Origin of the sequence: Novosphingobium humi (assembly GCF_028607105.1) — a bacterium.
Lineage (GTDB): Bacteria > Pseudomonadota > Alphaproteobacteria > Sphingomonadales > Sphingomonadaceae > Novosphingobium > Novosphingobium humi.
This window is the reverse complement of record NZ_CP117418.1, coordinates 152106-176499: the sequence shown is the minus strand read 5'-3', so window position 1 is coordinate 176499 and position 24394 is coordinate 152106. Positions and strand designations below refer to the sequence as shown.

Annotated in this window: 19 protein-coding genes; 10 read left to right on the top strand and 9 right to left on the bottom strand. The window is 64.0% G+C overall.

Going from position 1 to position 24394, the window contains the following annotated elements:
• Window positions 1-110 precede the first annotated feature (110 nt).
• The 4 genes from PQ457_RS16900 (at window position 111) to PQ457_RS16885 (ending at window position 4071) form a co-directional block, all read left to right on the top strand.
• Window positions 111-1160, top strand: coding sequence for a LacI family DNA-binding transcriptional regulator (locus tag PQ457_RS16900; RefSeq protein WP_273620015.1), 1050 nt, complete (start codon window positions 111-113; stop codon window positions 1158-1160).
• A 4-nt stretch (window positions 1161-1164) separates the two neighbouring features.
• Window positions 1165-2442 carry an MFS transporter gene (locus PQ457_RS16895; RefSeq protein ID WP_273620014.1) on the top strand — a complete coding sequence of 426 codons (1278 nt, stop codon included), beginning with the start codon at window positions 1165-1167 and terminating at the stop codon, window positions 2440-2442.
• 190 nt (window positions 2443-2632) lie between these two features.
• Complete coding sequence (locus PQ457_RS16890; protein WP_273620013.1) at window positions 2633-2932, top strand: hypothetical protein; 300 nt, start codon at window positions 2633-2635, stop codon at window positions 2930-2932.
• Window positions 2932-4071, top strand: coding sequence for a class I SAM-dependent methyltransferase (locus PQ457_RS16885; RefSeq protein ID WP_273620012.1), 1140 nt, complete (start codon window positions 2932-2934; stop codon window positions 4069-4071). The genes PQ457_RS16890 and PQ457_RS16885 overlap by 1 nt, the downstream gene beginning before the upstream one ends.
• A 333-nt stretch (window positions 4072-4404) precedes the next feature.
• On the opposite strand, the gene PQ457_RS16880 is transcribed toward PQ457_RS16885, so the two are convergent.
• Window positions 4405-6963 (bottom strand): TonB-dependent receptor, encoded by a 2559-nt coding sequence (locus PQ457_RS16880; protein ID WP_273620011.1) that lies wholly within the window; start codon window positions 6961-6963, stop codon window positions 4405-4407.
• A gap of 551 nt (window positions 6964-7514) precedes the next feature.
• Between PQ457_RS16880 and PQ457_RS16875 the strand changes: the two genes are divergently transcribed.
• From PQ457_RS16875 to PQ457_RS16865, 3 genes are read left to right on the top strand one after another with little or no spacing between them, the layout of a single operon-like run.
• Complete coding sequence (locus PQ457_RS16875; RefSeq protein ID WP_273620010.1) at window positions 7515-8489, top strand: alpha/beta fold hydrolase; 975 nt, start codon at window positions 7515-7517, stop codon at window positions 8487-8489.
• Window positions 8490-8522: 33 nt separating this feature from the next.
• Window positions 8523-9896 (top strand): MFS transporter, encoded by a 1374-nt coding sequence (locus PQ457_RS16870; protein ID WP_273620009.1) that lies wholly within the window; start codon window positions 8523-8525, stop codon window positions 9894-9896.
• On the top strand, window positions 9893-10966 hold the full coding sequence (locus PQ457_RS16865) for an LLM class flavin-dependent oxidoreductase (RefSeq protein ID WP_273620008.1): 1074 nt from the start codon (window positions 9893-9895) through the stop codon (window positions 10964-10966). Before PQ457_RS16870 ends, PQ457_RS16865 begins: the two co-directional genes overlap by 4 nt.
• On the opposite strand, the gene PQ457_RS16860 is transcribed toward PQ457_RS16865, so the two are convergent.
• Both PQ457_RS16860 and PQ457_RS16855 read right to left on the bottom strand, forming a co-directional pair.
• A complete protein-coding gene (locus tag PQ457_RS16860) occupies window positions 10963-11943 on the bottom strand; it encodes a nitrilase-related carbon-nitrogen hydrolase (RefSeq protein ID WP_273620007.1) in 981 nt (326 codons plus the stop codon). The genes PQ457_RS16865 and PQ457_RS16860 overlap by 4 nt on opposite strands.
• Complete coding sequence (locus tag PQ457_RS16855) at window positions 11940-13055, bottom strand: LLM class flavin-dependent oxidoreductase (protein WP_273620006.1); 1116 nt, start codon at window positions 13053-13055, stop codon at window positions 11940-11942. The genes PQ457_RS16860 and PQ457_RS16855 overlap by 4 nt, the downstream gene beginning before the upstream one ends.
• A 127-nt stretch (window positions 13056-13182) precedes the next feature.
• Between PQ457_RS16855 and PQ457_RS16850 the strand changes: the two genes are divergently transcribed.
• Both PQ457_RS16850 and PQ457_RS16845 read left to right on the top strand, forming a co-directional pair.
• Window positions 13183-14070, top strand: a complete 888-nt coding sequence (locus PQ457_RS16850; protein ID WP_273620005.1) for a LysR family transcriptional regulator — start codon at window positions 13183-13185, stop codon at window positions 14068-14070.
• A gap of 75 nt (window positions 14071-14145) precedes the next feature.
• Window positions 14146-15171 (top strand): oxidoreductase, encoded by a 1026-nt coding sequence (locus PQ457_RS16845; RefSeq protein WP_273620004.1) that lies wholly within the window; start codon window positions 14146-14148, stop codon window positions 15169-15171.
• On the opposite strand, the gene PQ457_RS16840 is transcribed toward PQ457_RS16845, so the two are convergent.
• The 6 genes from PQ457_RS16840 to PQ457_RS16815 form a co-directional block, all read right to left on the bottom strand.
• Window positions 15158-15610 (bottom strand): (2Fe-2S)-binding protein, encoded by a 453-nt coding sequence (locus PQ457_RS16840; RefSeq protein ID WP_273620003.1) that lies wholly within the window; start codon window positions 15608-15610, stop codon window positions 15158-15160. The two genes, PQ457_RS16845 and PQ457_RS16840, sit on opposite strands and share 14 nt — an antisense overlap.
• Window positions 15607-17778 carry a xanthine dehydrogenase family protein molybdopterin-binding subunit gene (locus PQ457_RS16835; RefSeq protein ID WP_273620002.1) on the bottom strand — a complete coding sequence of 724 codons (2172 nt, stop codon included), beginning with the start codon at window positions 17776-17778 and terminating at the stop codon, window positions 15607-15609. Before PQ457_RS16835 ends, PQ457_RS16840 begins: the two co-directional genes overlap by 4 nt.
• On the bottom strand, window positions 17775-18722 hold the full coding sequence (locus PQ457_RS16830; RefSeq protein ID WP_273620001.1) for a formylglycine-generating enzyme family protein: 948 nt from the start codon (window positions 18720-18722) through the stop codon (window positions 17775-17777). The genes PQ457_RS16835 and PQ457_RS16830 overlap by 4 nt, the downstream gene beginning before the upstream one ends.
• Before the next feature lie 163 nt (window positions 18723-18885).
• Window positions 18886-19176: a DUF1330 domain-containing protein gene (locus PQ457_RS16825; RefSeq protein ID WP_273620000.1), complete on the bottom strand. Its 291-nt coding sequence runs from the start codon at window positions 19174-19176 to the stop codon at window positions 18886-18888.
• Between the two features lie 111 nt (window positions 19177-19287).
• A complete protein-coding gene (locus tag PQ457_RS16820) occupies window positions 19288-20742 on the bottom strand; it encodes an NAD-dependent succinate-semialdehyde dehydrogenase (RefSeq protein WP_273620387.1) in 1455 nt (484 codons plus the stop codon).
• Window positions 20742-21701 (bottom strand): alpha/beta hydrolase, encoded by a 960-nt coding sequence (locus PQ457_RS16815; protein ID WP_273619999.1) that lies wholly within the window; start codon window positions 21699-21701, stop codon window positions 20742-20744. Before PQ457_RS16815 ends, PQ457_RS16820 begins: the two co-directional genes overlap by 1 nt.
• A gap of 349 nt (window positions 21702-22050) precedes the next feature.
• Here PQ457_RS16815 and PQ457_RS16810 point away from each other — a divergent pair, with 349 nt between their 5' ends.
• Window positions 22051-24273, top strand: a complete 2223-nt coding sequence (locus PQ457_RS16810; RefSeq protein ID WP_273619998.1) for a TonB-dependent receptor — start codon at window positions 22051-22053, stop codon at window positions 24271-24273.
• The last annotated feature ends 121 nt before the right edge of the window (window positions 24274-24394 follow it).

Here is a 24394-nt window from a genome sequence, read left to right as displayed (position 1 = left end):
CGGTTGAGCGAATAGCTAAAATTGAGAGCGTTCACAACATATTTTGTGAACGCTCTCAATTGGCTTGCGATGACCGCCCTTTGTGGGGATAACCGCCCAAAGGGATCACGATGCACAAACCTGCCAAAGTCACGATTGAAGATGTTGCCGCCGCCGCCGGAGTCTCGCGCCAAACGGTGTCGCGGGTCATCAACAATGGCCCGAATGTAAAACCCGCCGTGCGCCAGCGGGTCGAGGCGATGGTGGAGCAACTGGGCTATGTGCCCAACCTTTCGGCACGGCGGATGGGGGGCGCGCGCTCCTATCTGATCCTCTCGATCAACGACCGCGCGCGCACCTTTGAAAACTGGACATCGGGGCGCGGCAATGACTGGGTCGACCAGATGCTCTATGGCGGCATGAGCGAATGCGAGCGCCACAATTACCATATGGTGCTGGAATTGATCGACACCGATGCGGGCACGACGATCCCCCAGATCGCGCGCGCGGTGGGCTCCCTGCGCCCCGACGGCGTGATCCTGACGCCGCCGCATTGCGACAATTTGGAACTGGTGGAATGGCTGGAGCGGCAGGGCATTCCCTGCGCGCGCGTGGGCCATTATGAAGGCGGCAATTTTGTCGATGTCTATATGGATGACGAAGGCGCCATGCGCGAAGTCACCCGCCACCTGCTGGATCTGGGGCATCGCTCCATCGGATTTCTCGCAGGCCCCCTCAATTACGGTCCATCGCAAAAGCGCCGCAAAGCCTTTCGCGAGGCTTTGGCCGAGGCCGGGATACCGCCCGAGGCAGGGCCGATCGGGGCGGGCAATTTCTATTTCGACATGGCGGTTGATGTGCTGGAAACCATGCTGGCCGCGCCCAGCCCGCCCACCGCGATCATTGCCGACAATGACAAGATGGCCTTTGCCGCGCTCCATGTCGCGGCCGACCGGGGCCTGAAAGTGCCCGATGACCTCTCGGTCATCAGCTTTGAAGACACGCCCGGCGTTCGCTTCAGCGTGCCCCCGCTGACCGCGATCCGCCAGCCCACCGCCGCCATGGTCGGCAAGGCCTGTGCACAGTTGATTGCATTGTCAAAGGGCGAGGAAGGCCTGGGCGCTTTCGAACTCCCCTATGAATTTGTCGTGCGGGCCACCACCAAAGCGCCGCGCGGCTGAAACAATGCTGCGCAAAAGCCCCATGTCGGCGGCCGAGGCCCTTTATGTTCTGGCCTATCTGGGCGCCAATATTGCCTTTATGCCGATTCTGGTTCTGCTTCTGCCGCGCCGGGTGGCCTCGATCGGGGTTGCGGCAGGCGGCGAGCATCTGCTCGGACTGCTGGTGCTGGCGGGCGGGATCACCGCCAGTCTGGCCAATATTGTCGCGGGCCGGATCAGCGACCGCGCGATGACCCGTCGCGGCAACCGGCGGAGCGCGATCGCGGGCGGATTGGCCTGTCTGTCTGCCAGCTATGGCGTGCTGGCCTTTTCTTACAGCCCGCCGGTGCTGGCGCTGGGCGTCATCGGCTTTCAGGTCGCGGTCAACCTGCTGCTGGGGCCGATAGGGCCGCTCATCGCGGACTATATCCCCGATGAGCGCAAGGGAAACATCGCCGGTTTTCTCAACTGCGGCGTGCCGGTGGCCAATGGATCGGTGGCCGTCATCGCCTGGGCCGCGCCCTCGGACGGCTCGACGGGCTTTGGCGTCACCATGGCGCTGGTGGCGGCCTGCGTCCTGCCGCTGCTGGTCTTGTGGCCCTTTGGCGCGCCCTTGAAATCACAGATCGCGGCCATGCCTACCGCCGACAGGCGCGGCCGGACGCCGTTTCTGCTGCGCAATCTCGCGCTGGCCTGGTGGGCGCGTTTTCTGCTGCAATTGGGCGCGGCTTTGCTGACCAATTATCTCTATCCCTATATCGCGTTTCTGATGCGCGGGCCGATGGCGCCCAGCCGGTTGACGGCCGATTCGGCGGTGGGCTGGCTGTCGCTCTGGGCGGCTCTGGCGGCGTGCTGCGGGGCGGTGGCCTTTGGCCGCCTGTCCGATATGCTGGCCGACCGGCGCAGCCTGATGATCGGCAGCGCGCTGCTGGCGGCCCTTGCCCTGACCGGCTTTGCTGCCGCGCCGGGATGGTGGATGCTGGCGGTGGCCTACGCGCTGTTCCATCTGGCGCAGGCCGCCTTTTTCTCCGTCGAGGCGGCCTTTGTGGCCGAGATCATCACCTCATCGCCCAAAAAGGGGCGGTGGCTGGGCTATATGAACCTTGCCAACACATTGCCCGCGATCCTCATCACCCTGCTGGCCATGCAGGCCAGCGAGCGGGGCCTGCTGGCCGGCGCGATGCATCTGGTGCTGCTGGTCTGCGCATCGGCCTGCATCCTTGCCGCCGGTCTGTGTTTCGCCATGCGCGACCAGCTGGGCTTTGCGCCCCGCGGTTTATGCGCCGAAGGGGGCGCGGGCTGACGCCTGATCGTGTGAGCGGCACCGTGACACGCTGCGGCCCTGATGATACCGGCGCACGCCAAAGAGGCGTGCCACCCCCGCCCGATAGTCGCGCCCGCTGTTCCGCACAGCGATCATTTGCCGATGGAGGACTCGCTAAACCCCTGTTCCTCGGCTAGCAATCCGTCCTTTCCCGCAATGGAGCGCAGCCGTGAAAGTCCCTCCCGCCACCGCCGGTCGCCGCGAAATCACCGGCCTTTCCGTGATCGAGGATCAGGCGCTGGCGATGATCGCCGCGCTGGCCAGCGAACTGGCCGTAACGCGCGAAAGGGTCGATACGCTCGAACGCCTGCTGGAAGAAAAGGGCGTGCTGGAGCGCGCAGCCATCGAAACCTATCGCGCCGGGGACGAGGCCGCCCAGCAGCGCGAAACCCTGCGCCAGCGCCTGATTGCCAAGGTTTTCCGCCCGCTGCGCGATGCCTCGCGGCGCGCCATTGAGGAGCAAGGCTGATGTCCTCCCCGTTCCAACCCGCCCTGTCCCATCCGATGCTGCCCGAGGCGAGCCATGACGAAATGGCCCAGCAACTGTTCGTCCGCGATCTCAAGATGTGGCTGGGCAGCGAAATCGAGCCGCTGCAGGGCGAACTTGCGCGCAAGCTGGATCCGGGCGCGACGCATAATGACCGCGATGCCGAAACCTTCGCGCGCCTGCATGAACAGCCTGCCTTCCGCTCGTGGGCCGGCACGTTCCGCGCCTCGCAGGAGTTGATGTGGGACGACGTGTGGCACAGTGTCGAGCGTCAGGGCGATGCGCTCGACACGCTGGCGCAGGAGGCCACGCTCGGCTCGCTCACGCTCGATCCCGACTTTGTGCCGCCCGCCTATCTGGTGGACGGCCATGTCCATATCATGCCGGGCGGCTATGCCTTTGACGCGCCCGGCGTGCGCCAAGGCGCTATGATGGACCGGGGCGGCGCGGTCTATATGCTGGGCCGCAACGGCGGTTTCCTCAATGATGGCCGGGGCAAGACGGTGCTGGGGCATCTCTATGCGCTCTATCCCGATCTTCAGCCCAAACGCATTCTCGAGCTGGGCTGCGGCGTGGGCACCAGTCTGGTTCCGGTGGCCCAGGCCTTTCCCGAGGCCGAAACCTATGGCCTGGACGTTGGCGCCTCGATGCTGCGCTATGCCCATGCGCGCGCCGGCCACATGGGCGCGGCGATCCATTTCGTGCAGGGCGATGCCGAACATGCGCCCTTCCCCGATGGCGACTTCGATCTCGTTTTCTCGGCGGCCTTGATGCACGAAACCTCGGCCGAGGCGATCGGGCAGATTTTGGCCGAAAGCCGCCGCCTGTTGCGGCCCGGCGGGGTGGCAATCCATCTGGAAGTGCCCTCGCGCTATGACAGCCTCGATCTGTGGAGCCAGATCCGCGCACAGGTGGAGCGCGATTACAATAACGAACCGGCATGGCAGGCGGCGACCTCGGCGGATTATGACGCGCTGATGCGTGCCGCCGGTTTTGACGATGTGGCCGTGGGTTTTCAGGATGCCGCATGGGCGCCCCAGCCGGGGCAAGGCGGCTTTGGCGGGGAATCCAAGGGCGTGTTCCGCTCGTGGTTCGTCGCTTCGGGCCGCCAACGGGGCTAATCGAAGGACAGGGCGGCGCGGCGCCTGCCAGCAGGTTTCGGCGTCGCCACTGTGCATTTCGCATCCCCGCTCGCACCAGGGCCGGCATGGATGGCGCAAGCCCTATGATGGGTTCCCAGACTGAAACCGCACCCGGTTCAGCGCGCCGAAAAATCACAAAGTGAAATGAACGCGACCAAGGCCCTGATGCCGTTTCGGCATGGGTAGAGCTCAGGTGCCTGGCGGAGGCGTTGTCGTGCCGGGCGCCGACGGGTCAACGTTCAATGGGTAATTGATCCCAACAAAAAGGGAGGCCGGATATGATCCAGCCCCCCTTTCCTTATTCTCGTTCTATCAGAACTTGACCGAGGCCTTGATGCCAACGGTGCGCAGTTCAGGCAGGCCGACGATCAGATAGCTGAACGGTCCACCGGCCAGAGCAGCAGCGCCCACGGTCGGCACCCCGTTCTGCGTGGTCGGCGTCTGGACCACGTTTTGCTGGATCGAGGTGTAGTCCCGGTTGTTGAACAGATTGGTGGCGAACAGTTCAAGGCCAATCTTGTCCAGATTGACGCCGATACGGGCGTTCACAACCGTACGATCCTTGATCCAGGTGTAGTTGGCAGCGTCAAGGAACTGCTTCGACTTGTAGTTCAGGTCGGCACGGGCAAACCACGTCGAATTGTCGCGGCCCGGGATCGAACCGTTGAACTGCGGGCTGATCGAGAACGAATAGCGCGAGGTCAGCGGCAGGCTCTTGCCGACAAAGCCGTTGCCGAACACACCGGTCGAGCGCGAAATCGAGGGATCAGCGAAAGAACGGATGTTCGTATCATTGATCGCGCCCGACATATTGAGGGTAAAGAATCGCGTGGGTGTGGCGGTCATATCCAGTTCAAGACCGCGGATCAGCGAGCGGCCCGAGTTGGCAAGACCGGTCACCGTCGTGCCGCTGGGGGCAAAGACCGAACGCGAGTTATACTGGTCCGTCCATTCGCTGTTGAAAGCGGCCAGCGCAAAGGTCAGCTTGCGGTCAAACAGCTTGCCCTTGACGCCGATTTCGAACGTGGTCAGCTTTTCCGGGCGGGTAAAGGCCTGAACGTCAATGCTCTGCAAGGCGGCGATTTCCACAGCCGTGCCCGAGAACAGACGACCATTGAACGAGGCCACCGAAACGTTCGCCGCCTTGGACCACGAAGCATAGGCCATGATGTCGGGCGTAATCTTGTAGTTCAAGATGGCGCGCGGCATGAAGTTGTTGAAGCTCTTGGAATAATAGGCCGTCATCGGCGCATAGGTGCCCGCCGGGATGCCGGTGGTGGCCGATGAGTCCGCGCTGACGACTGCGCCCGCGCCACCGCCGAACAGATAGACCTTGTCGGTCTGATAACGACCTTCGAGGTTGATGGTGAACTGGCTCGTCACGTCATAGCTGGCGCTGCCGAAAACGCCCGTGGTGCGGACCTGCTGCGGCGAGGACATGGTGCTGGCCGGACGCGTTGCGCCCAAAGCCTCGGCGCCGATGTTGAACAGGTCGCGATAGGCCTTGGTCCAAAGGTAGTTGGCGCCGATCATCGCGTTGAATGGACCCTTGTTGTCAAAGGCCACGCGCACTTCCTGCGAGAAGTCGCGGTTGGTGCGCTCAATCACGAAGGGGAAATTGTAAAACGGCAGCAGACCATTGGCAGCGGTCGGCGTCGTGGCAGGGTACAAGGACGAGCTGTCATAATTGTCCAGCTCGGCCATTTCCGAAAACATTTCGTCGTTAAAGCCCGTCATCGACGAGACCGTAAAGCCATGGCCGATGTCATAGTCCAGATTGATATGGGCGTGCTTGTACTTGCGCTTCATCCCATAGCCCTGAACACCATCGGCGGCGCTGACGGGACGATAGGCGCCATTGGCCAGCGCGGCGGCCATGGCGGGGCTGACATAGGTGTTCTGGGCCGGGCCCATGATCAGGGCGGGCGCGGCGCCGCAGATGAACGGGTTGGACGTGCGCGCCTCGGTGTCCGAACGACCGGCGGTCAGGCCCGAGAGCGTGCAATTGGACTGGTTGGCCACCAACAGCGTACCGGCCGAGCTGCCGGTCTTTGCAGGGATGTTGAGCGCGCCATTGTTCGAACGGACTTCATAAGCCGAGATCATGCCCTGCGCCGAGGGGCCGTCGTGATCTTCGCTGTAAAGGCCAAAAGCCTTGATCGTCAGGCCCGTGATCGGCTTGAGCACGATCATCACCGTGCCGGTGCGGGTCTGCTGATCGCCCAGCCGTTCGTTGGCATTGGCGCCGTTGATATACGAACCGCCCTTTTGCAGCACGCGGCCCGTCACGCGAACGCCAAGGACATCCTGGATGATCGGGGATTCGATCGAACCCTGAATGTCATAGCCCTTGCGGCTGAAAGCCGAAGCGCTGAAGCTGCCCTGAAAATGGTCGGCGGGAAGCTTGTTCACCACGTTGATCGCGCCGGCAAAGGCGTTACGGCCGAAATAAGCGTTTTGCGACCCCTTGAGCACTTCAACGCGCGCAGGATCGGTGATCGCGTTCATCGCCGAGGCCGAGGACACCGGAACGCCATCAATAAAAGAAGCCGTCAGCGTCGAGTCGGTTGTCGAGGGGGTAAAGCCACGCATCGAAATTTGCTGGAACGAGCGGTCGTTGCGCCCCGAATTGTTGGACGAAACGTTGATGCCCGGCGTGGCATCGACCAGATCGGTTACCGAAACAATGCCGCGCTGGCTGATTTCCTGAGGCGACATCGCGCGGATGGCCAAGGGAACGGTGAGCAGATTTTCCTCACGCTTGCGCGCGGTAACGGTGATGGTGCCCGGATCTTCAACTGCGGCGGGGGCCGCAGGCTCGGCGGCTTGAACCGGCGCGGAGAAACTCAGCGCGACCAGAAGCGCCACCATGGAACTGGAATATCCAGAGACAATTTTTGAATTGATTTTGTTCATTCTGCCCTCACACGGTTAGTTTTTTTTGGAAATCTGTATTTCTACATCTTCCGATTTACCGTCATTATTCTGTTATTTTTTCGACTTACCCAGAATGACCAGACGCTATGGGCGAGAGGAAAGGTTCGGCTGCACAGACGGAAAATTTGATGGCGCAACAAATCATTGGCCTGAAACGGCCAATTGCTCTAATTCCCCCAACCTCAAATTTGCTTGTTCACTCTTGGTTCAGAGAAGCTTGCCTTAAGCGGGTCAACTGACTGGAGTGAAATCACCTCTATTCGCCTGTCGGATTAATGCCTGTGGCAAGGCAGCATCAATAAAGCCTGCTGAATCCCGCGATCTTCCCCAAATGGTTCGTTGCCTTTGCTTTTGCGGCGCGCGATCTCCGCATAGGTCCGCCCTCCCTATCCGACTATCGACCATTGCATGAATGTCCCTCGCCGGGCGTAAAGGCCCGCATAGGCTGCTGTCGATAAATAAATATCTGGCGAGAAAGACGGGCGATGACCAAAATCGTGAAATGGACCGGATCGGCCCTGCTGTTGCTGCTTGTGCTTTTTGTAGCGCCCCTTGCACTGATGCGGGCCGGCCTGTTCAATCCGTCCTATGATGATGTGAAGGCGCGCTGGGCCGATGCCCCGTCCAAATTCGTCAAGGTTGGCGATGTCACCCTGCATGTGCGTGACGAGGGACAGGGGCCAGTGGTCCTTATGCTCCATTCCTCGATGTCGAACCTGCGGATTTGGGATGCGTGGGCCGATCGGCTCAAGACCCATTACCGGGTGATCCGCCTCGACTGGCCGCCCTACGGGCTGAGCACGGATCCCAATCCCTCGACGGGTCTGGCGGGCGTGATGAAGCTGATCGAGGCCTTTGTCGAGCAAGAGCATCTCGACAAATTCGCCATCGTCGGATCGTCAAGCGGGGCCACCCTTTCGGTGCTCTACACCGCCGCCCACCCCGAAAAAGTGACCGCTCTGGCGCTCTCCACCCTGCCCCTCGAAGCGCCGCCGACGACCCATGTCTCGGCGATCGAAACAGGCACGATCTGGCTGCATGAAAATGTCGTCCCTAATTACTACCCCAAGTTCTATTACCGCTGGATGCTCAGCTCGCTTTACGGTGTCCCGGCGCGGCTGAAGCCTGAAACGGTGGACTGGTATTACGACACCAACAATCTGCCCGGCGGCTTTGACCGCGTGCGCGCCTATTATCAGGCCAACAAGAAATCGCTGTGGAAGAAGGGCGCGGGCACCGAGGCCGCGCAGGTCAAGGTTCCAATCCTGCTGCAATGGGGCGACCGCGATATCGTGTTGCCCACCTATCTGGCGGACAAGGCGGTCAAGCAATTCGCCAACGCCAAGGTGACGATGATCCATTACCCCGATGTCGGCCATTATCCGATGCTCGAACTGCCCGATGAAACGGGCCGCGATCTGGATCGCTTCCTAGGCCAGGTCACGCCCCGCCAGCCCTAAACATGCCCCGCAATTGCATAAAGGAGGGGCCAGATGGCACCGGCCGAAAATAATAAGCCCGCAAACGTCTGGGCCATCCGCTTTGGTTCGACGCTGGTGCCGGTGGCCCATGCGGCGGGTCAGAATGTCGTAACCGTGCTGGGCCTGCGTTTCATGACGGACAGTCTGGCCATTTCGGCGGGCACTGCAGGGCTGATCTTTGCGCTGGTCAAGATTTATGACGGATTGCTCGATCCGGCTGTCGGCGCTTTGTCCGACCGGGCGCGCACGCGTTGGGGGCGGCGCCTGCCCTTTTTGCTGGCGGGCGGGGTGGCGATGCCGCTGGGCGTGATGATGCTGTTTGGCGCGCCCGATTTCGGCTCGGTGCTGCTGGCTCAGGTCTTTGTCACGCTGGCCCTGATGATCCATGCCAGCGGCTATACGCTGCTGACCATTCCCGGCTTTGCCATGGTGGTGGAAAGTTCGCCCGATCATCACGAGCGGACAAGGCTTATGGCATGGCGCGTGTATGGCAATGCCATCGGCACGCTGATCGGAACCACCGTGCCGGGGCTGATTCTGTCGCGGATGGGCGCAGGGCGCGGGGCGCATCTGGTCATGGCAACGGTGATCGGCGCCTTGGTGCTGGTCGCCACGCTGGCGGCGGTCCGCCTGTTGGCCCGCGCGCCGCGCACCGCCCCGCCCGAGCATCCGCGCCCGTTCAACCTTGTGGCACAGGCGCGTCTGGCATGGGCCAACGTGCCTTTCCGCATTTTGGCCATCACCCATGTCTTCCTGCTGTTCGGCACCGCCATCGGCAGCGCGGCCATGGCCTATTTCAGCCGCTATGTGCTGCAGGCAGGCGATGGCTGGATCTCGGGCTATTTCCTGTTTTCGACCGTGGGCATGGTGGCCTCGATCCCGGCGTGGGTCCGCTTCACCGCCATCATCGGCAAGAAGGCGGGCTATATGGGCGCCATGACGCTTTACGGGCTGGTCAATCTGACATGGCTGCTGGCCGCGCCGGGTGATCCGGCATGGCTGACCACCTTGCGCGCGCTGGGCACGGGTCTGGCGGGCGGGGGCACGATCCTTTGCGCCTATGCGATGCTCTCGGATGCGGTGCGCTATGACTATCTGTGCAGCGGCGAGCGGCGCGAGGGCGTGTTTGCCGGTTTGACCACCTTGCTCGACAAGCTCTCCTCGGCGGCGGCGCTGGCGGCGATGGGAGCCTTTTTGTCGGCGATGGGCTATGTCTCATCAACCATGGGCGGGCCTGTGGCGCAAAGCGCAGGCGCAATCCGGGCGGTGGCCTTGTGCGTAGGGCTGGTGCCTGCGCTGGCCATGCTGGGCGGGGTGATTACGGTGTGGTGCTATCGGCTCGATCCGGCCAGCCTTGAGGAAAAGCCTGAAGGAGCAAGCGCATGAGCGCAATTGAAATCGTCGGCCTGATTTCGCCCTATCGCGGATCAGAGGCCAGCCCCCAAGCGCCGGTCTATGACGCAAGTTTTGTCCCGGAAATCGCGCGCGCCTATGAAGCGGCCGGTTTTGACCGGGTGCTGGTGGGCCAGAATGCGCGCTCCGCCGACAGTCTGGTCAATGCCAGCTTTGTCGCCGCGGCCACCACGCGGCTCAAGCTGATGGTGGCGCATCGCCCCGGCTTCATCGCCCCGACCATGGCCGCCCGCGCGCTGGCCACGCTGGATCAATTGAGCAACGGGCGGGCGGGGGTCCATATCATCACCGCCTTTTCCGATATCGAAACGCGCTGTGACGGCGATTATCTGACCAAGGATCAGCGCTATAACCGCAGCCGCGAATATGTCGGCCTGCTGCGCCGGATGTGGGGCGCGGCCCAGCCGTTTGACCATGCGGGCGAATATTACCGCTGCGACGCGGCCTTTACCGAGGTGCATCCGGTCAACGGCTCGATCCCGGTTTTCTGGGCGGGAACATCGGAACTGGGCCTGCGCTATGGCGCGGAACTGGCCGATGTCTATGCGCTGGGGCCGGGCAGCGTGGCGCAGGTGGGCGAATTGGTGGCGCGGGTTAAGGCAGAGGCAGCCGGGCATGGGCGCGCCCCGCGCTTTTCCATGTCGATGCGGCTGGTCGTAGCCGACAGCGACGAGGCCGCGTGGGACCGGGCGACGGGCCTGCTGCGCGCGGTGGAGGAGAAACAGGCGAGGCTGGGCCTGCTGGGCCGGGATCTGGGCGCGGCGGCGCAGGACATCACGCAAAAGGCCGCCAAAGCCGAAGCCGATGGCGCCGATCCGCATCTGTGGGCCGGGTTGACCAAGGCAACGCAGGGGCGGCTTCAGGTGACATGCCTTGTCGGCTCGCCCGACACGCTGGTCGAGGCGTTGATGGCCTATTGGCGGGTGGGGATCGACAATTTCCTGATCACCGGCTTTGATTGGCTGGTCGATACGGCGCGGATCGGCGCGGACATCGCCCCAACCCTGCGCCGCCGGACATCATCCGAGTTGCGGGGCGTTTAACGCCCCCAGCTTGCCTCCAGCCGCATGCGCACCGCGCTTTCCTGCTGGATCAAGGCGTCAAATCCCGATGGCGCGGCATCGGCAAAGCTATTGGCGGGCCAGAGCGGCGCATCATACATGCCGCGATGCAGATCGGGCTGGATCTGGGCCAGAAAATCCGCGGTCGGCCCCGCCCGCGAGGCGCGCAAGGCCGCAATGTCGATGGTCGCCAGCGTAAAGGTCTGATCCACCTTGCGCCCGATGCCTGCGCCCTGAAAATCATAGGCGGCGCTTTCCACCGCGCCATCGGCATAATTGGCCATCACCAGATAGGCGGCATTTTCAAAGGCGCGCACCGGACGCACGATCTCGGCCCCGGCGCGATTAAGGTAGTCGATGGACTGCACGGCAGCGACCGGGTTGCAGATCACCTCGGCCCCTTTGAGCGCCAGCGCGCGCACCGGCTCGGGCCAATGCACCTCTGCCCCGATCAGCGTGGCCAGCGTGCCGATCGGCGTATGCAGCACCGGAAACAGCGCGTCAGCCCCGAACACGTCGATAAAGCGGTCCAGCACATCGCCGGGACTGGTGCGCAAAGACATCGCATAGGTCTTGCGATAGACCAGCCCCAGCTCGCCTTCGGGGGTGAAAATCGCGCTGGAGAGGAAATAACGGCCCGGAAAGGCGGGATGTTTTTCCGCCGTCTGCACCACCGCATAGACGCCCGCCTTGCGACAGGCCGCGCCTATCGCATCGGCCTGCGGGCCGGGAAAGGTAATCGCCGCATCAAGCCAAACATCGGTGCCCAAGGGCGCATAATGCGTCAGCGAAAATTGCGGAAAAACCACCAGCCGCGCGCCATGCTCGCCCGCCGCCCGCGCGATCAGATTGCCATAGAGCGCGACATTGGCGGCCAACGCGCCCGGATGGACGCCATCTTCGCCAAACACCGTTTGCGTGGCCGGGCGGCACAGGGCCGCCGTATAGGGCGCGATCATGCCGTCACCGCTTCCTGCGCCGCGATCATCTGGCGCAGCTTGGGCACCAGCCTGCCCCCGATGATCGCCGCATCGTTGATTTGGTCCGGCCCGCGCAGCAAAAAGCGCGTGATGCCAAGGCGGCGATATTCCATCAGACTGTCGGCCACTTGGCTCGCCGTGCCCACCAGCACGCTGTTGTTGCCGCGCCCGCCATAGGCCTTGTTCAGCCCGGTCCACAGGCAGCGGTCGAGCCATTCGCCTTCCTTGGCCTGTGCGGCCATACGCTGGAAAGCACCGGCGGCGGGCTTGTCGCCATCCTTTTCATGGGCGGCCATGATGCCGCGTGCACCGGCCCCGATCTGGGCCATCACGCGCTCATAAAGCGCCGCCGCGCGGGCATGAGCCGCGCTTTCCGTCTCGCCCACGATGATGACCATGGTCATCAGCACCTTGATCGTGCGCCCATGACGCGCCGCCGCTGCATGCGCCCGCGCCGCCAGCGCGCCCGCCCCGGCAAATGTATCCCCGCCCAGCGCGTAAATGTCGGCCCATTGCCCGCACATATCCAGCGCCAGATCCGACGTGCCGCCGAAATAGACCGGAATCGCCCCGGCCTCAGGCCGCACCAGCGCGTGCGCGCCCTTCACGTTGTAAAACTCGCCCTGATGATCAAAGGGTTCGGGTGAAGACCAGATCTTGCGCATCACCTCGACATATTCGCCCGCCACGCGATAGCGATGCTCCTTGGTATTGAAGGCACCATCGGCCTGCACTTCGCGATCATCGGCGCCGACAATGATATGCACCCCCGCGCGGCCCTTGCTCAGCCGGTCGATGGTGGCCAGTTGCCGCGCCGCCGTGGTGGGGGCGATAAAGCCGGGGCGATGCGCCATCATAAAGCCGAGGCGGCTGGTTTGCGGCGCAAGGAAGCTGCCGATGGCCATGCTTTCAGGCATGGTCGCAGCATTGGCGATCAGCACGCGGTCATAGCCCGCCGCCTCCTGCGCCAACGCGACCTCGCGGATGAAATCGGGATCGAAATCCAGCGCCGAGGGCGGATCGCCCACGCCGCCCGCGCGGTGGTTCACAATGCCGACGATTTCCAGATCGCTGTTGATGGGCGTGGTCACTTGGTTTCCCCTATCGATTATGCGCGATAGGCTTCAGGGAAATTCCATGCGCTATCCAGTCGAATTTTTGGGGTGGTTATACGCATATTCTATAGCTTCTGCCTCCTGTCCGGGGCATGATCGGCGCATGGATATTCGCCAGATCAGACGTTTCGTGACCGTGGCCGATCTGGGCAGCTTCAACCGGGCAGCCCAGATTCTGGCGGTTTCGCAGCCATCGTTGACCCGTTCGATCCAAATGCTGGAGGCAGAACTCGACGCGCGCCTGTTTGAACGCGGGGCCCATGGCGCACAACTGACCGCGATGGGCGAGGAATTGCTGCCCCGCGCGCGGGTGATCCTGATCGAGCGGGACCGAGCCATGGCCGCGCTGGCCGCGCTGCGCGGGGGCGGCGGAGCGGAACGGATCGCGATCGGCACCGACGCCGCCTTTGCCACGCAGCGTTTGCCCCGCGCCCTGGCCCGCATGGCGGCCGATGATCCGGGCGCGTGTTTCCATGTGGTCGAGGGCGGCGCGGCGGGCCTGCTCCAAGCCCTGCGTGAAGGGCGGCTCAGTCTGGTGCTGGGCACAAGGGCACCCTGGCTCGATCTGGCGGGGGTGCAGTTCGAACCGCTGGTCGAAGAGCGCGCCAGTGTGATGCTGCGGGCGGGCCATCCTTTGCTGGCCCAAGGCTCGCCTGATCTTGCCGCTCTGTCACGCGCGTGCTGGATCGTGCCCGATCAGGACAGTCTGGTCGAGGGCTGGTCGCAGATGTTCATCCGCCATGGACTGCCGGTGCCCCCCATTACCTTGCGCACATCCTCGCTGACAGTGATCCGCCACACGCTGCTGGCGGGGGATTTTGTCTGCCTTGGCGATCATTCCACCTATGCCGATGCGTTGGAGGACGGAGCCTTGGTGGCCCTTGATGCGGTCAATCCGGCCTATACCCGCCCGGCGGGGCTGTTTCGCCGGGCCGACACCAGGCTTTCGGCCCGGGAACGCGCATTGGCTGCTCTGCTTCGGGCCAATTGACCGGATCGGGCAAGGATTGTCTGGGCATGGACGATGAATAGGCATACAGGCACCGAGACAGGACAAAGGATTGAGATGATGCGCGAGATTGGCGTCGGCCTGATTGGCTATGGTCTGGCCGGGCGGGTGTTTCACGCCCCGTTCGTCGAATTGACCGCCGGCCTGCAATTGCGCGCCGTGGTCTCGCGCGATGCGGCCAAGGTCCATGCGGGCCTCCCCGGCATGGCGGTGGTTCCCGATGTGGCGGCCCTGCTGGCGCGGCCCGACATTGATCTGGTCATTGTCGCCAGCCCGGATGACTTTCACGCCGACCATGCTGTCGCCGCGCTCAAGGCGGGCAAGCATGTCGTGGTGGACAAGCCCTTTGCCACCAGCGCCGCCGATGCCCGCCGCATGGCGCAGGCGGCCGGGGACAGCGGGACCATGCTGACCGCCTTTCAGAACCGCCGCTGGGACGCCGATTTCCTGACCCTGCGGCGGTTGATCGCCGAGGGGCGGCTGGGCGAAATCGTCCATTTCGAGAGTCATTTCGACCGTTGGCGGCCGGTTCCGGCGGCGGTGTGGAAAGAGGCGCGGGCGGGCGGGTCATGGCTCGATCTGGGGCCGCATCTGGTCGATCAGGCGCTGTGCCTGTTTGGGCGCCCGGATGCCGTCACTGCCGATCTCGCCGCGCTGCGCCCCGGCGCGCCCGCGCCCGACTGGTTCCATGTCGTGCTGCATTATCCGGGCCGCCGCGCGGTCCTGCGCTCCAGCAAGATGGCCGCCGACCATGGATTGCGCTTTGCCGTCCACGGCACGGGGGGCAGCTGGATCAAACCGGGCATCGACCCGCAGGAGCCTGCCATTCTGGGCGGCGCGGCGCCGGGCGGACCGGATTGGGGGCTGGACCCGATACAGGGCCATTTCACCAATGGGGTCGATCCGGCGCAATCGGTGCCCAATGAACGCGGCGACTATCGCCTGTTCTGGCAGGCGCTGGCCGATGCGCTGCATGGCAAGGGCGAAAACCCCGTCCCCGCCGCACAGGCCATCGCGGTGATGGAAGTGCTGGAAGCAGGCATGGCCAGCTCGGAACAGGGACGCAGGATCACGCTGGCTTGACCAATTGCCCGATGGCGGCAACGATGCGCGGATAGGTGCCGCAGCGGCAAAGATTGGTCACGCCCGCGTGAATGGCCGCCGTATCAGGGCGCGGATTGCCTTTCAGCAGCGCCGCCACCGCCATGATCATTCCGGGCTGGCAATAACCGCATTGCGGCACCTGGGCCGCCACCCATGCCGCCTGCACCGCATGGAGCCCTTCCGCCGGGGTCAGGCCCTCGATGGTGGTGATGCTGCGCCCCTGCGCCATGTTGACCGGGATCTGGCACGCGCGCATCGCCTCGCCATCGACATGCACGGTGCAGGCCCCGCAAAGCCCCGCCCCGCAGCCGAATTTCGTGCCCGTCAGGCCCAGATCCTCGCGCAGCGCCCAGAGCAATGGCGTATCCTCGTCGCCCTCAAAGCGGCGCTCCTGCCCGTTGACCGTGATCGTGATCATGCGTTTTCCAGTTCAAAACGAAGCGAGAGAGGCAGGCGCCGCACCCGGCCCCCGCCCGCATCCGCAATGGCATTGGCAAGGGCCGGGGCAATCGGCGGCGTCCCTGCTTCGCCCGCATTGCCCGGCTTGGTGCCGCTGGGGATCAGCGCGACCTTGATGGGCGGCACATCGGCCAGACCCGGCAGGCGTACATCGTTGAAATTGCTGATCTGCGGCCGCCCATCGGCAAAGGACACCCCGCCCCAGAGCGCGGCCTGAAGGCCAAAGACGATGCCCCCGCTGATCTGACTTTCCACACCAGCCGGATCGACCATCACGCCGCAGTCGAACGCGGCCACGATCCGCCGGATCGCCAGCTTGCCTTTGGCAATATGCACCTCGACCGCCTGCGCGCAGACATGGCCCTCATTATAGGTCAGCGCGATACCGCGCCCCACACCCTTGGCCTTGGGCCGGTCCCAACCGATCATGTCGGCGGCCTTGTCCAGCGCGCGCAGGATGCGCGGCTCGCCCGCCAGCATGGCGCGGCGATAGGCATAGGGATCGCGGCCCGCCGCCCGTGCCGCCTCGTCGATGAAGCTTTCGGCAAAGAAAGCGTTCTGGCTCATCGTGACCGAACGCCAGAAGCCGACCGGGATCGCCAGATCGGCCTCGTGAAACTCCATCAGCTTCATCACAGGGGTATAGCAGCCATAGATCAGCAGCCCCGCCGCTGTGGGATCGGCCATGCCGGGAAAGCCGCGCCGACCATGATAGGTGTTGATGGATTGCCCCGCGATCCGGCTGTGGACCGCGACCAGCGCGCCGTCCGCCCCGATCCCGGCCACGCTTTTTACGCGATAGGCCGGACGGAACTGGTCCATCGCCAGATCATTTTCGCGCGTCCAGATCAGCTTGACCCAGCGCCCCGGCACCGCCATCGCGGCCTGCATGGCGGGAATGGGAAAATCGGTCGCCCATTTGCGGCCAAACCCGCCGCCAAGGAATGTCACTTCCACCCGCACCTTGTCGAGCGGCAAGCCCGCCATATTCGCCGCCAGCTTGCGCACATCCTCGGGCGACTGCATCGGGCCGCGCAGGGTCAATTGCCCGTCGGCAAAGTGCGCGCTGCAATTCAACGGCTCCATCGCGGCATGGGCCAAGTAGGGCACGTCATATTCGGCCTCCACCCGGCGCGGGGCGGCGGCGATGGCGGCCAGAACGGCGGCCTTGTCGCCCCCGCCCGCACGCGGCCGCATGGTGGAAAAATCAAAATCGGGAAAGGGCATCGGCGCTTTTTCCGCAAAGGCGCGGGTCAGCGCGGCGTCAATGCCCTTGTCATCCACCCCCGCCGTGGGCGAGGACAACACGGTCAATTTCAGCGCCTCGGCTGCCTTTTTTGCCACCCAGAAACGCGGGGCCAACACCGCATAGCCGCCATCGACCGGGACCACCGCAGCCACGCCCGGCATGGCCTTGACCTCTGCCAGATTGGCCGCCTCGACCCGCGCGCGCGGATGCGGGGCCAGAGCCAGCGCGCCCACCAGCATATCGGGCCGCATCACGTCGATGCCGAACTCGGCCCGCCCCGTCACCTTGGCGGCCAAATCCTTGCGCGGGCTTTTGCCGCCGATCAGGCGGAAATCAGCGGGGTTTTTCAGCGCCGCATCCCCTGGCACCGGCAGGCGCGCAGCCTCCGCCGCCAGCGCGCCATAGGTCAGCCGCCGCCCGCTGGCCGCATGGATGACCTCGCCCGCCTGCGTCGAGATCTGGTCCACCGGCACGCCCCAGCGCGCCGCGCCCGCCTGCATCAGCATCATCCGCGCCGCCGCCCCCGCCCGCCGCAGCGGCAGGAAATAGCCCACCGTGGTCGCGCTGTTGGCGGTCATCTGCTTGCCCATGCCGGGGTTGATGAAGGCCCGGTCGGCCCATGGCAGGCCCACCTCCATCCGCGCCCAGTCGCAGTCCAGCTCCTCGGCCACCAATCGGGCGAGCGCCTCCTGCGTGCCCTGCCCCATTTCGGAGGAGGGGCAGGTAAAATGCACCGTGCCATCCGGCGCAATCGCGATCATCGCGCCAAAGCCCGCGCCGCCCTGTGCCCGCGCGGGATAGCCAAAGCCCAGCGCCAGCACCCCGGTGCCCAGCCCATGCAGCATCTGGCGGCGGCTGAGATTGAGGATGCGGCTCATTTCCCATCCACCAGATCGCGCGCCACCCGAAACCCGAAGATCCAGCTCACCTGATCTTCCGGATCGCGCCCGCGCCATGTCACCCGGTTGCGGAAAGCCGCCGAAATCCAGCTTCCACCCCTCACCGCGCGGCGGGGGCATTGGCCTGCCACCTCATAGGCGCGGCCATCGCGCGGAGCATCGGCCGGATAGGGCGCGACATAGCAATCCTGCGTCCATTCCCAGACATTGCCGACCATATCGTACAGGCCAAAGGCATTGGGCGGATAGGAACCGACCGGCGCCGCTCCGGCAAACCCGTCGCGGCAGGGCACAGCCGCCGCCATGCCGCCCGCCCCGCCGAACACCGCCAGCGCGCCATCCTTCATCCCGTCCTCGTCCAGCACATTGGCATGGACGCAGGCCTTGGCCGCGCCGCCTTCCCACGGGAATTCGCCCTTGGTGCCCGCCCGCGCGGCATATTCCCATTCCGCCTCGCTGGGCAGGCGATAGGGCTTGCCGGTCTTTTGGCTCAGCCATGCGGTATAGGCCTTGGCATCGCGCCATGAGACGCAGACCACGGGCATATTGGGGGCGCCCTGGCCCGCCCCCTCGCCCGGATGGCGGAAGTCGGCATCGGGGATCGCCTCGACCTTGCCGGTGGCGCGGATCAGGCTGCGGCACCCGCGCGAGGAGGCATAGCCCGTGGCCGCGACAAAGGCGGCATAGTCGGCATTGGTCACCTCGCGCGTGGCCAGCGCAAAGGCGCGCCTGATGGTGACAGGATGGGGCGCGCCCTCGGGCCGGTCGGCCTCGCCCGCATCGGCGCCCATCATGAATTGGCCCGCCGGGATCACCGCCATCGCCGGACACACATCCGTGCAGTCACGGATCGGCCTGGGCGCGGCCATCGCAGGCGGCGCCAACACCAGCGCCAGTCCAGCCGCGATCCGGCGATAGGTCATGATGGTCTCCCCAATAGACGCGCCCGTGCCGTGGCGCTCTTGGGGAAAGACTGCCCCGCGCGGCGGACGGGACAGTCGGGATTATGCCTATTGTCCGGCGAGCGGATAGAGCCGCGCGGTGTTGACATCGGTCATTTCCGCAATGTCGGGTGGAGCGCGCAAATTATTGTATCACAAGCCGCGATTCCACCACGCCGCCCCCGTTCAGACGATGCGCCTTGCCCGCCTGATATTGCGGCGAATTGACATAGGCGCGGGCGCTTTCGGCATCGGGAAAACGCAGAACCACCACCAGTTCGGCAGGGTCGACATCGCCTTCCAGCACCTCGGCCACCTTGCCCCGCAGCATATATTCGCCGCCGAAACTTTCGGCCAAGCCCGCCACGGCCTGAATATAGGCGCCGAATTTCTCACGGTCATGCACGCGAACGGTCGCAATAATATAGGCAGTCATACGCAGTCCTTTACCCCAAAGTGTCAGGCCCATGCGATGGCAGGGATAAGCCCGCCCACATGCTTTCGCCCGGACATGAACCGCCCCGGCCAAAACCGGGGCGCCCCCTCATCAGCCTGCCACAGCCAGACAGACCATCTTGAGATTGAGATAGTCGTCCATCCCGTAATGCGATCCTTCGCGGCCCATGCCCGATTCCTTGACCCCGCCGAAAGGCGCGACCTCGGTGGAAATGAGGCCCGTGTTGACCCCCACCATGCCGTAGCGCAGCGCCTCGGGCACGCGCCACACGCGTTCGTAATCGCGGGTGAAGAGATAGGAGGCCAGACCCGCATCGGTGTCATTGGCGATGGCGATCGCCTCCTCCTCGGTTTCAAACCGCACCAGCCCCGCCACCGGGCCGAAAGTCTCCTCGCGGCACAGCAGCGCATCGGCCGGAACCCCGGTGATGACGGTGGGGGCAAAGAAGGTGCCGCCGCCCGGCAAGGGCGCGCCGCCCGTCAGAACCCTTCCCCCGCGCGCCACGGCATCGGCCACATGGGCGCGGGCCTTGTCCACCGCGCGCGCGTCGATCAGCGGCCCCTGATCCGAAGGCCCGGCCAGCCCCGGCCCTACCTTCAGCCCCGCCACGCGCGCGGCCAGAGCAGCGGCAAAGGCATCATAGATCCCCGACTGCACGATCAGGCGATTGGCGCAGACGCAGGTCTGGCCCGCATTGCGAAACTTGCTGGCAATCGCGCCTTCGACGGCGGCATCCAGATCGGCATCGTCAAACACGATGAAGGGCGCATTGCCGCCCAGCTCAAGGCTCACCCGCTTGACCGTCTCCATACAGCGCGCGGCCAGCTTCTTGCCCACGCCGGTCGATCCGGTGAAGGTGAATTTGGCGATCCTTTTGTCGCCGGTCAGCACATTGCCGATGGGCGCGGCCTGCCCGGTGATGACCGAGAGCACACCTGCCGGAACCCCCGCCTGCTCACCCAGATAGGCCAGCGCCAGCGCCGAAAGGGGCGTCAATTCCGAAGGCTTGATGATGATCGCACAGCCCGCCGCCAGTGCAGGGCCGGCCTTGCGCGTGATCATCGCCAGCGGGAAATTCCACGGCGTCACGGCGGCCACGATGCCCACCGGCTCCTTGCGGACAAGGATGCGGCGGTCGGCCTGATGCGGGGTCAGCACGTCGCCGGTGATGCGCCGCGCCTCGTCAGCAAACCATTCGAGGAAACTGGCCGCATAGGCCACCTCGCCGCGCGCCTCGGCCAGCGGCTTGCCCTGTTCGGCGGTCATGATGCGGGCCAGGTCTTCCTGATGGTCCATCATCAATTCGCCCCAGCGGCGCAGCACGGCCCCGCGCCCCTTGCCGGTCACGCGTGCCCATGCGGCCTGCGCGGGCACGGCGGCTTCCACCGCGCCCAATGTCTCGGCCTCGCCCAGATCGGGCACATGGCCGATCAGCGCGCCATCGGCCGGATTGGTCACGGCAATGCTTGCCGCGCCCCGCACCCATGCGCCGCCCACAAACGCCTCATCGCGCAGCAATGCAGGCTCGGCCAGTTTCAGATCCATCATTTCGTCCTCTTCTCAGTCTTGTCGGCCAGCACCTGACGCATCCACCAGTCGAATTCCTCGATCCAATGATCGACGGTGGTGCCGGTTGCCTTCATGCCAAAGCCATGGCCGCCGCGCGCATAAAGGTGGGTTTCGGGGCGATAGCCCGCAGCAAACAGTTTGGCGTAATAGTCGGGCACGCCCTGCCCCACGGCCAGATCGTCCTGCGCCATGGCGATGAAGATCGGCGGCAGCGCATCGGGCGCTGGCGTCGGTCTGGGTTGCAGCCACGGTTCCTTGGGCGTGCCGGGCGGATAGGGCAGATTGGCCGCCGGGATGGGCGGCATGCTGCCGGGAAAGGGCAGACCATAAATCAATCCGGCAAAATCGGCGCGATCCTTCGGATCGGCCTCATGCGCCAGCATTCCGGCAATATGGGCGCCGGCGGAAAAGCCGACCACACCGATACGATGCGGATCAATGCCATAGTCACCGGCGCGCGCGCGCAGAAGTTTGAGCGCCTGACGTCCATCGGCGACACCTGCCGCGCCGGTCTGGTCGATGGTCATCGTGGCGGCGATCCGTTTGCGCAGGGCCTCCAGGGTTTCACCCGGCGCCTGCTGCACCACGCGGTATTTGAGCAGAAACGCGGCATAGCCATGCTGCGCCAGCCAGCGGGCGACCGCCACCCCTTCACTCTGGATCGAGAGCAGGCGGAAGCCGCCGCCCGGCGCCACGATCACCCCGGCCCCATTGCCCTTGCCCTTTGGGGGAAGGAATGCCTGAAGCGTGGGCCGGGTTACGTTCCACAGCGTCGCGCCATTGTCGCGCAGTTCCTCGGCCACAGGTTTGTCAAGCGCGCCTTTCCAGCGCCCGCCGTCGGGCAGACCATCGGGCCAGATCGGCTGTGCGGCCAGAACAACCGGCGCATCAATGCCTTGCGCCTGGGCGGAAACGGGAAGGAGCAGTCCAAGCATGCACCGATATACTGCATTTTTCCACATGGACCGCATCGCCGGCTTCTCCTGCCAAGTTGGCGCGAACAGAGCTTTCGTCTGTTCGGACCCGCATCGGCAAGCGCAAGCGGGTGGAGGGCCAAGTTCCGACTGTCGGGCAAAATTGATAGTTATATGACTATAACAAGAAAGCGCATGGAGTTCGGCGGCAAAATATTCGCCAATTTACGTATGCTTGGCAAATTACGCCTGATAACAGCCACCTTTGACGCGGGAGCCCGTCGCAAAATTGCATAAATTTTTTTGACATATAGATATATCAATATACGTTTTCCCCACCCAAACCCACAAAACCTAAACGGGGGGAACCATGAGCCACAAACACCTTCTGCTGACATCCTGCCTCTATGGCCTTGCCATGATGGCAACGCCTGCGCATGCCTCGGACGCCGCCGCTGAACCTGCCGCCACCGAACAATCCCAAGGGCTTGGCGACATCGTGGTCACCGCGCAGCGCCGCGAAGAAAAGCTCCAGGACGTGCCTGTCGCGGTCAGCGCCTTCAGCCCTGTGATGATTCGCCAGCTCAACATTGTCGATGCGATCAGCACGTCAAAATTCGTGCCCGGCATGATTTCCGGCCATAATGCCGGTCTGGGTTCGGCCAACGCCTATTACCTGCGCGCCCTGGGCAACAGCCAGTCGACCGCCACGTTTGATGCGCCGATCACAACCTATGTCAACGACATCTATATCGCGCGCCAGAACGCCAACAATTATGCGTTCTTTGATACTGAGCGCGTTGAAATCCTGCGCGGGCCGCAGGGCACCCTGTTTGGCCGCAACACCACCGGCGGCGCCATCAACGTGATTCTGCGCAAGCCTGCCGACCATTTCGCGGCCAGCGGCGAAGTAACGGGCGGATCGTTCGACCGCTATACCGCCAAGGGCACGGTCGATGTGCCACTCTCGGAAAAGGTGCTCTCCAAGGTTTCGGCCTTCTACATCTCCGACCGCGGTTATTTGAAGAATATCACCACCGGCGAATGGATGAACGGCGAAAAGACCTGGGGCATCCGCGGCGATCTGCGCATTCGCCCCAATACCGCGCTGACCATCGACCTGTCGGCCGAATACAGCCGCAATGCAGGCACTTATGCGGGCCTGCGCAATGTGGCGGGCACCAGCCCCTATGTCGTGGGCGGCACCACGGTTCCGGTCTTTTACGAGACGGCGGCGGGCCTGCGCCGCACCGATTGCACCCAGAACAACATCAACACCCTGCTGAACACCGGCAAGGGCGCGTGCAACCTGACCATGGTGACCTCGCTGGGCGCCAATGTCAGCTATGACACGGGCGCGGGCACGCTGACCTATATCACGGGCTGGCGCCGGATGAATCAGGGCTATATCAACCAGTATGACGGCAGCACGGCCAATCCCTATGCCGGCTATATTCTGGTCGATAACGGCACCAACGACCAGTGGTCGCAGGAAGTGAAGTTCAACACCTCGCTGTTTGGCGGGCGGGCCAAGCTGACCACCGGCCTGTTCTATCTTCAGGAAATTTCCAACGACCGTCAGACATCCTTTAATGGCGGCACGACCTCGTTCCGCGCCATTCAGGACTCGATCTATCGGTTCAAGGCCGAAACCGCCGCCGTCTATGCCCAGACCGACATCAAGCTGCTCGATCCGCTGACGCTGACGCTGGGCGGGCGCTATACGTGGGAAAGGAAGACGCTGCACTTCACGCCCTCGCCCACCTTTACGGGGCTGGGTTATGGCGACGCTGCGGTGCAGGCCTATGGCATTCCGCTGGCGCAGAGCGTCAATCGCTTTACCCCTCGTATTGCGTTGAATTACAAGGCGACGCGTGATGTGATGCTGTTCGCCTCGGCCACCAACGGCTTCAAATCGGGCGGATGGAACGGCACGGCCGCCATCCCCAGCAGCGCGGTGACTTTCCGCCCGGAAAAGACATGGTCGTATGAGGCGGGCGTCAAGTCGGAATTCTTCGACCACAGGCTGCGGGTCAACGTCACGGGCTATATCGCCCGCACCACCGACCTTCAGGCGACGGCCGCCGTGCTCAGCGCCGTCACCGGCACGATCGCGCAATTGCCCTTCAACGCCGGTACACAATTGGTCAAAGGCGTCGAAATCGAAACCTCGGCCAAGCTGGGCGATCTGACGCTGTTTGCCAACCCCTCGTTCATGGACGCCAAATACACCTATATCAGCCCGGCGGCGACCACGCTGACCACGGCTCTCGCCCCGGTGCGCGCGCCCACATTCCAGATCAGCAGCGGCGCGCTGTATGAAAAGAGCGTGCCGGAGTTGAAGGGCACTCTGGGCGCCTCGGTGGCATGGCGGCACAATTCGCCCTATTGGGTGGCGGTGCTCAACACCACGCATACCAACACCGAGGATTTCCTCGATCTTGGCGTGTCCTATCGCACCCAGGATGACCATATTTCGGTCGGCTTCGATGTGTCCAATGTCACCGACCAGAAGACGGTGACCGCCAACTTCCTCTCGCTCTTCCCCGGCGATCCGCGCCGTTACACCGTGCGGGTCCGCTTCAAGATGTGATCGCGATGGGGCGGGCCCTGGCCTGCCCCGTTTCGCCTGTCGGATAATCCGGGGGCAAAACTGGTTAAACACCCGCCGGGGCGTCAGCCTCTTGGCGGGCACCACTTATTTCAGGACCTGT

Coding starts and splice junctions, on each gene's coding strand:
- PQ457_RS16900 (WP_273620015.1), top strand. CDS start 111: ATGCACAAACCTGCCAAAGTCACGATTGAAGATGTTGCCGCCGCCGCC.
- PQ457_RS16895 (WP_273620014.1), top strand. CDS start 1,165: ATGCTGCGCAAAAGCCCCATGTCGGCGGCCGAGGCCCTTTATGTTCTG.
- PQ457_RS16885 (WP_273620012.1), top strand. CDS start 2,932: ATGTCCTCCCCGTTCCAACCCGCCCTGTCCCATCCGATGCTGCCCGAG.
- PQ457_RS16880 (WP_273620011.1), bottom strand. CDS start 6,963: ATGGTGGCGCTTCTGGTCGCGCTGAGTTTCTCCGCGCCGGTTCAAGCC.
- PQ457_RS16875 (WP_273620010.1), top strand. CDS start 7,515: ATGACCAAAATCGTGAAATGGACCGGATCGGCCCTGCTGTTGCTGCTT.
- PQ457_RS16870 (WP_273620009.1), top strand. CDS start 8,523: ATGGCACCGGCCGAAAATAATAAGCCCGCAAACGTCTGGGCCATCCGC.
- PQ457_RS16865 (WP_273620008.1), top strand. CDS start 9,893: ATGAGCGCAATTGAAATCGTCGGCCTGATTTCGCCCTATCGCGGATCA.
- PQ457_RS16860 (WP_273620007.1), bottom strand. CDS start 11,943: ATGATCGCGCCCTATACGGCGGCCCTGTGCCGCCCGGCCACGCAAACG.
- PQ457_RS16850 (WP_273620005.1), top strand. CDS start 13,183: ATGGATATTCGCCAGATCAGACGTTTCGTGACCGTGGCCGATCTGGGC.
- PQ457_RS16845 (WP_273620004.1), top strand. CDS start 14,146: ATGATGCGCGAGATTGGCGTCGGCCTGATTGGCTATGGTCTGGCCGGG.
- PQ457_RS16840 (WP_273620003.1), bottom strand. CDS start 15,610: ATGATCACGATCACGGTCAACGGGCAGGAGCGCCGCTTTGAGGGCGAC.
- PQ457_RS16835 (WP_273620002.1), bottom strand. CDS start 17,778: ATGAGCCGCATCCTCAATCTCAGCCGCCGCCAGATGCTGCATGGGCTG.
- PQ457_RS16830 (WP_273620001.1), bottom strand. CDS start 18,722: ATGACCTATCGCCGGATCGCGGCTGGACTGGCGCTGGTGTTGGCGCCG.
- PQ457_RS16825 (WP_273620000.1), bottom strand. CDS start 19,176: ATGACTGCCTATATTATTGCGACCGTTCGCGTGCATGACCGTGAGAAA.
- PQ457_RS16820 (WP_273620387.1), bottom strand. CDS start 20,742: ATGGATCTGAAACTGGCCGAGCCTGCATTGCTGCGCGATGAGGCGTTT.
- PQ457_RS16815 (WP_273619999.1), bottom strand. CDS start 21,701: ATGCTTGGACTGCTCCTTCCCGTTTCCGCCCAGGCGCAAGGCATTGAT.
- PQ457_RS16810 (WP_273619998.1), top strand. CDS start 22,051: ATGAGCCACAAACACCTTCTGCTGACATCCTGCCTCTATGGCCTTGCC.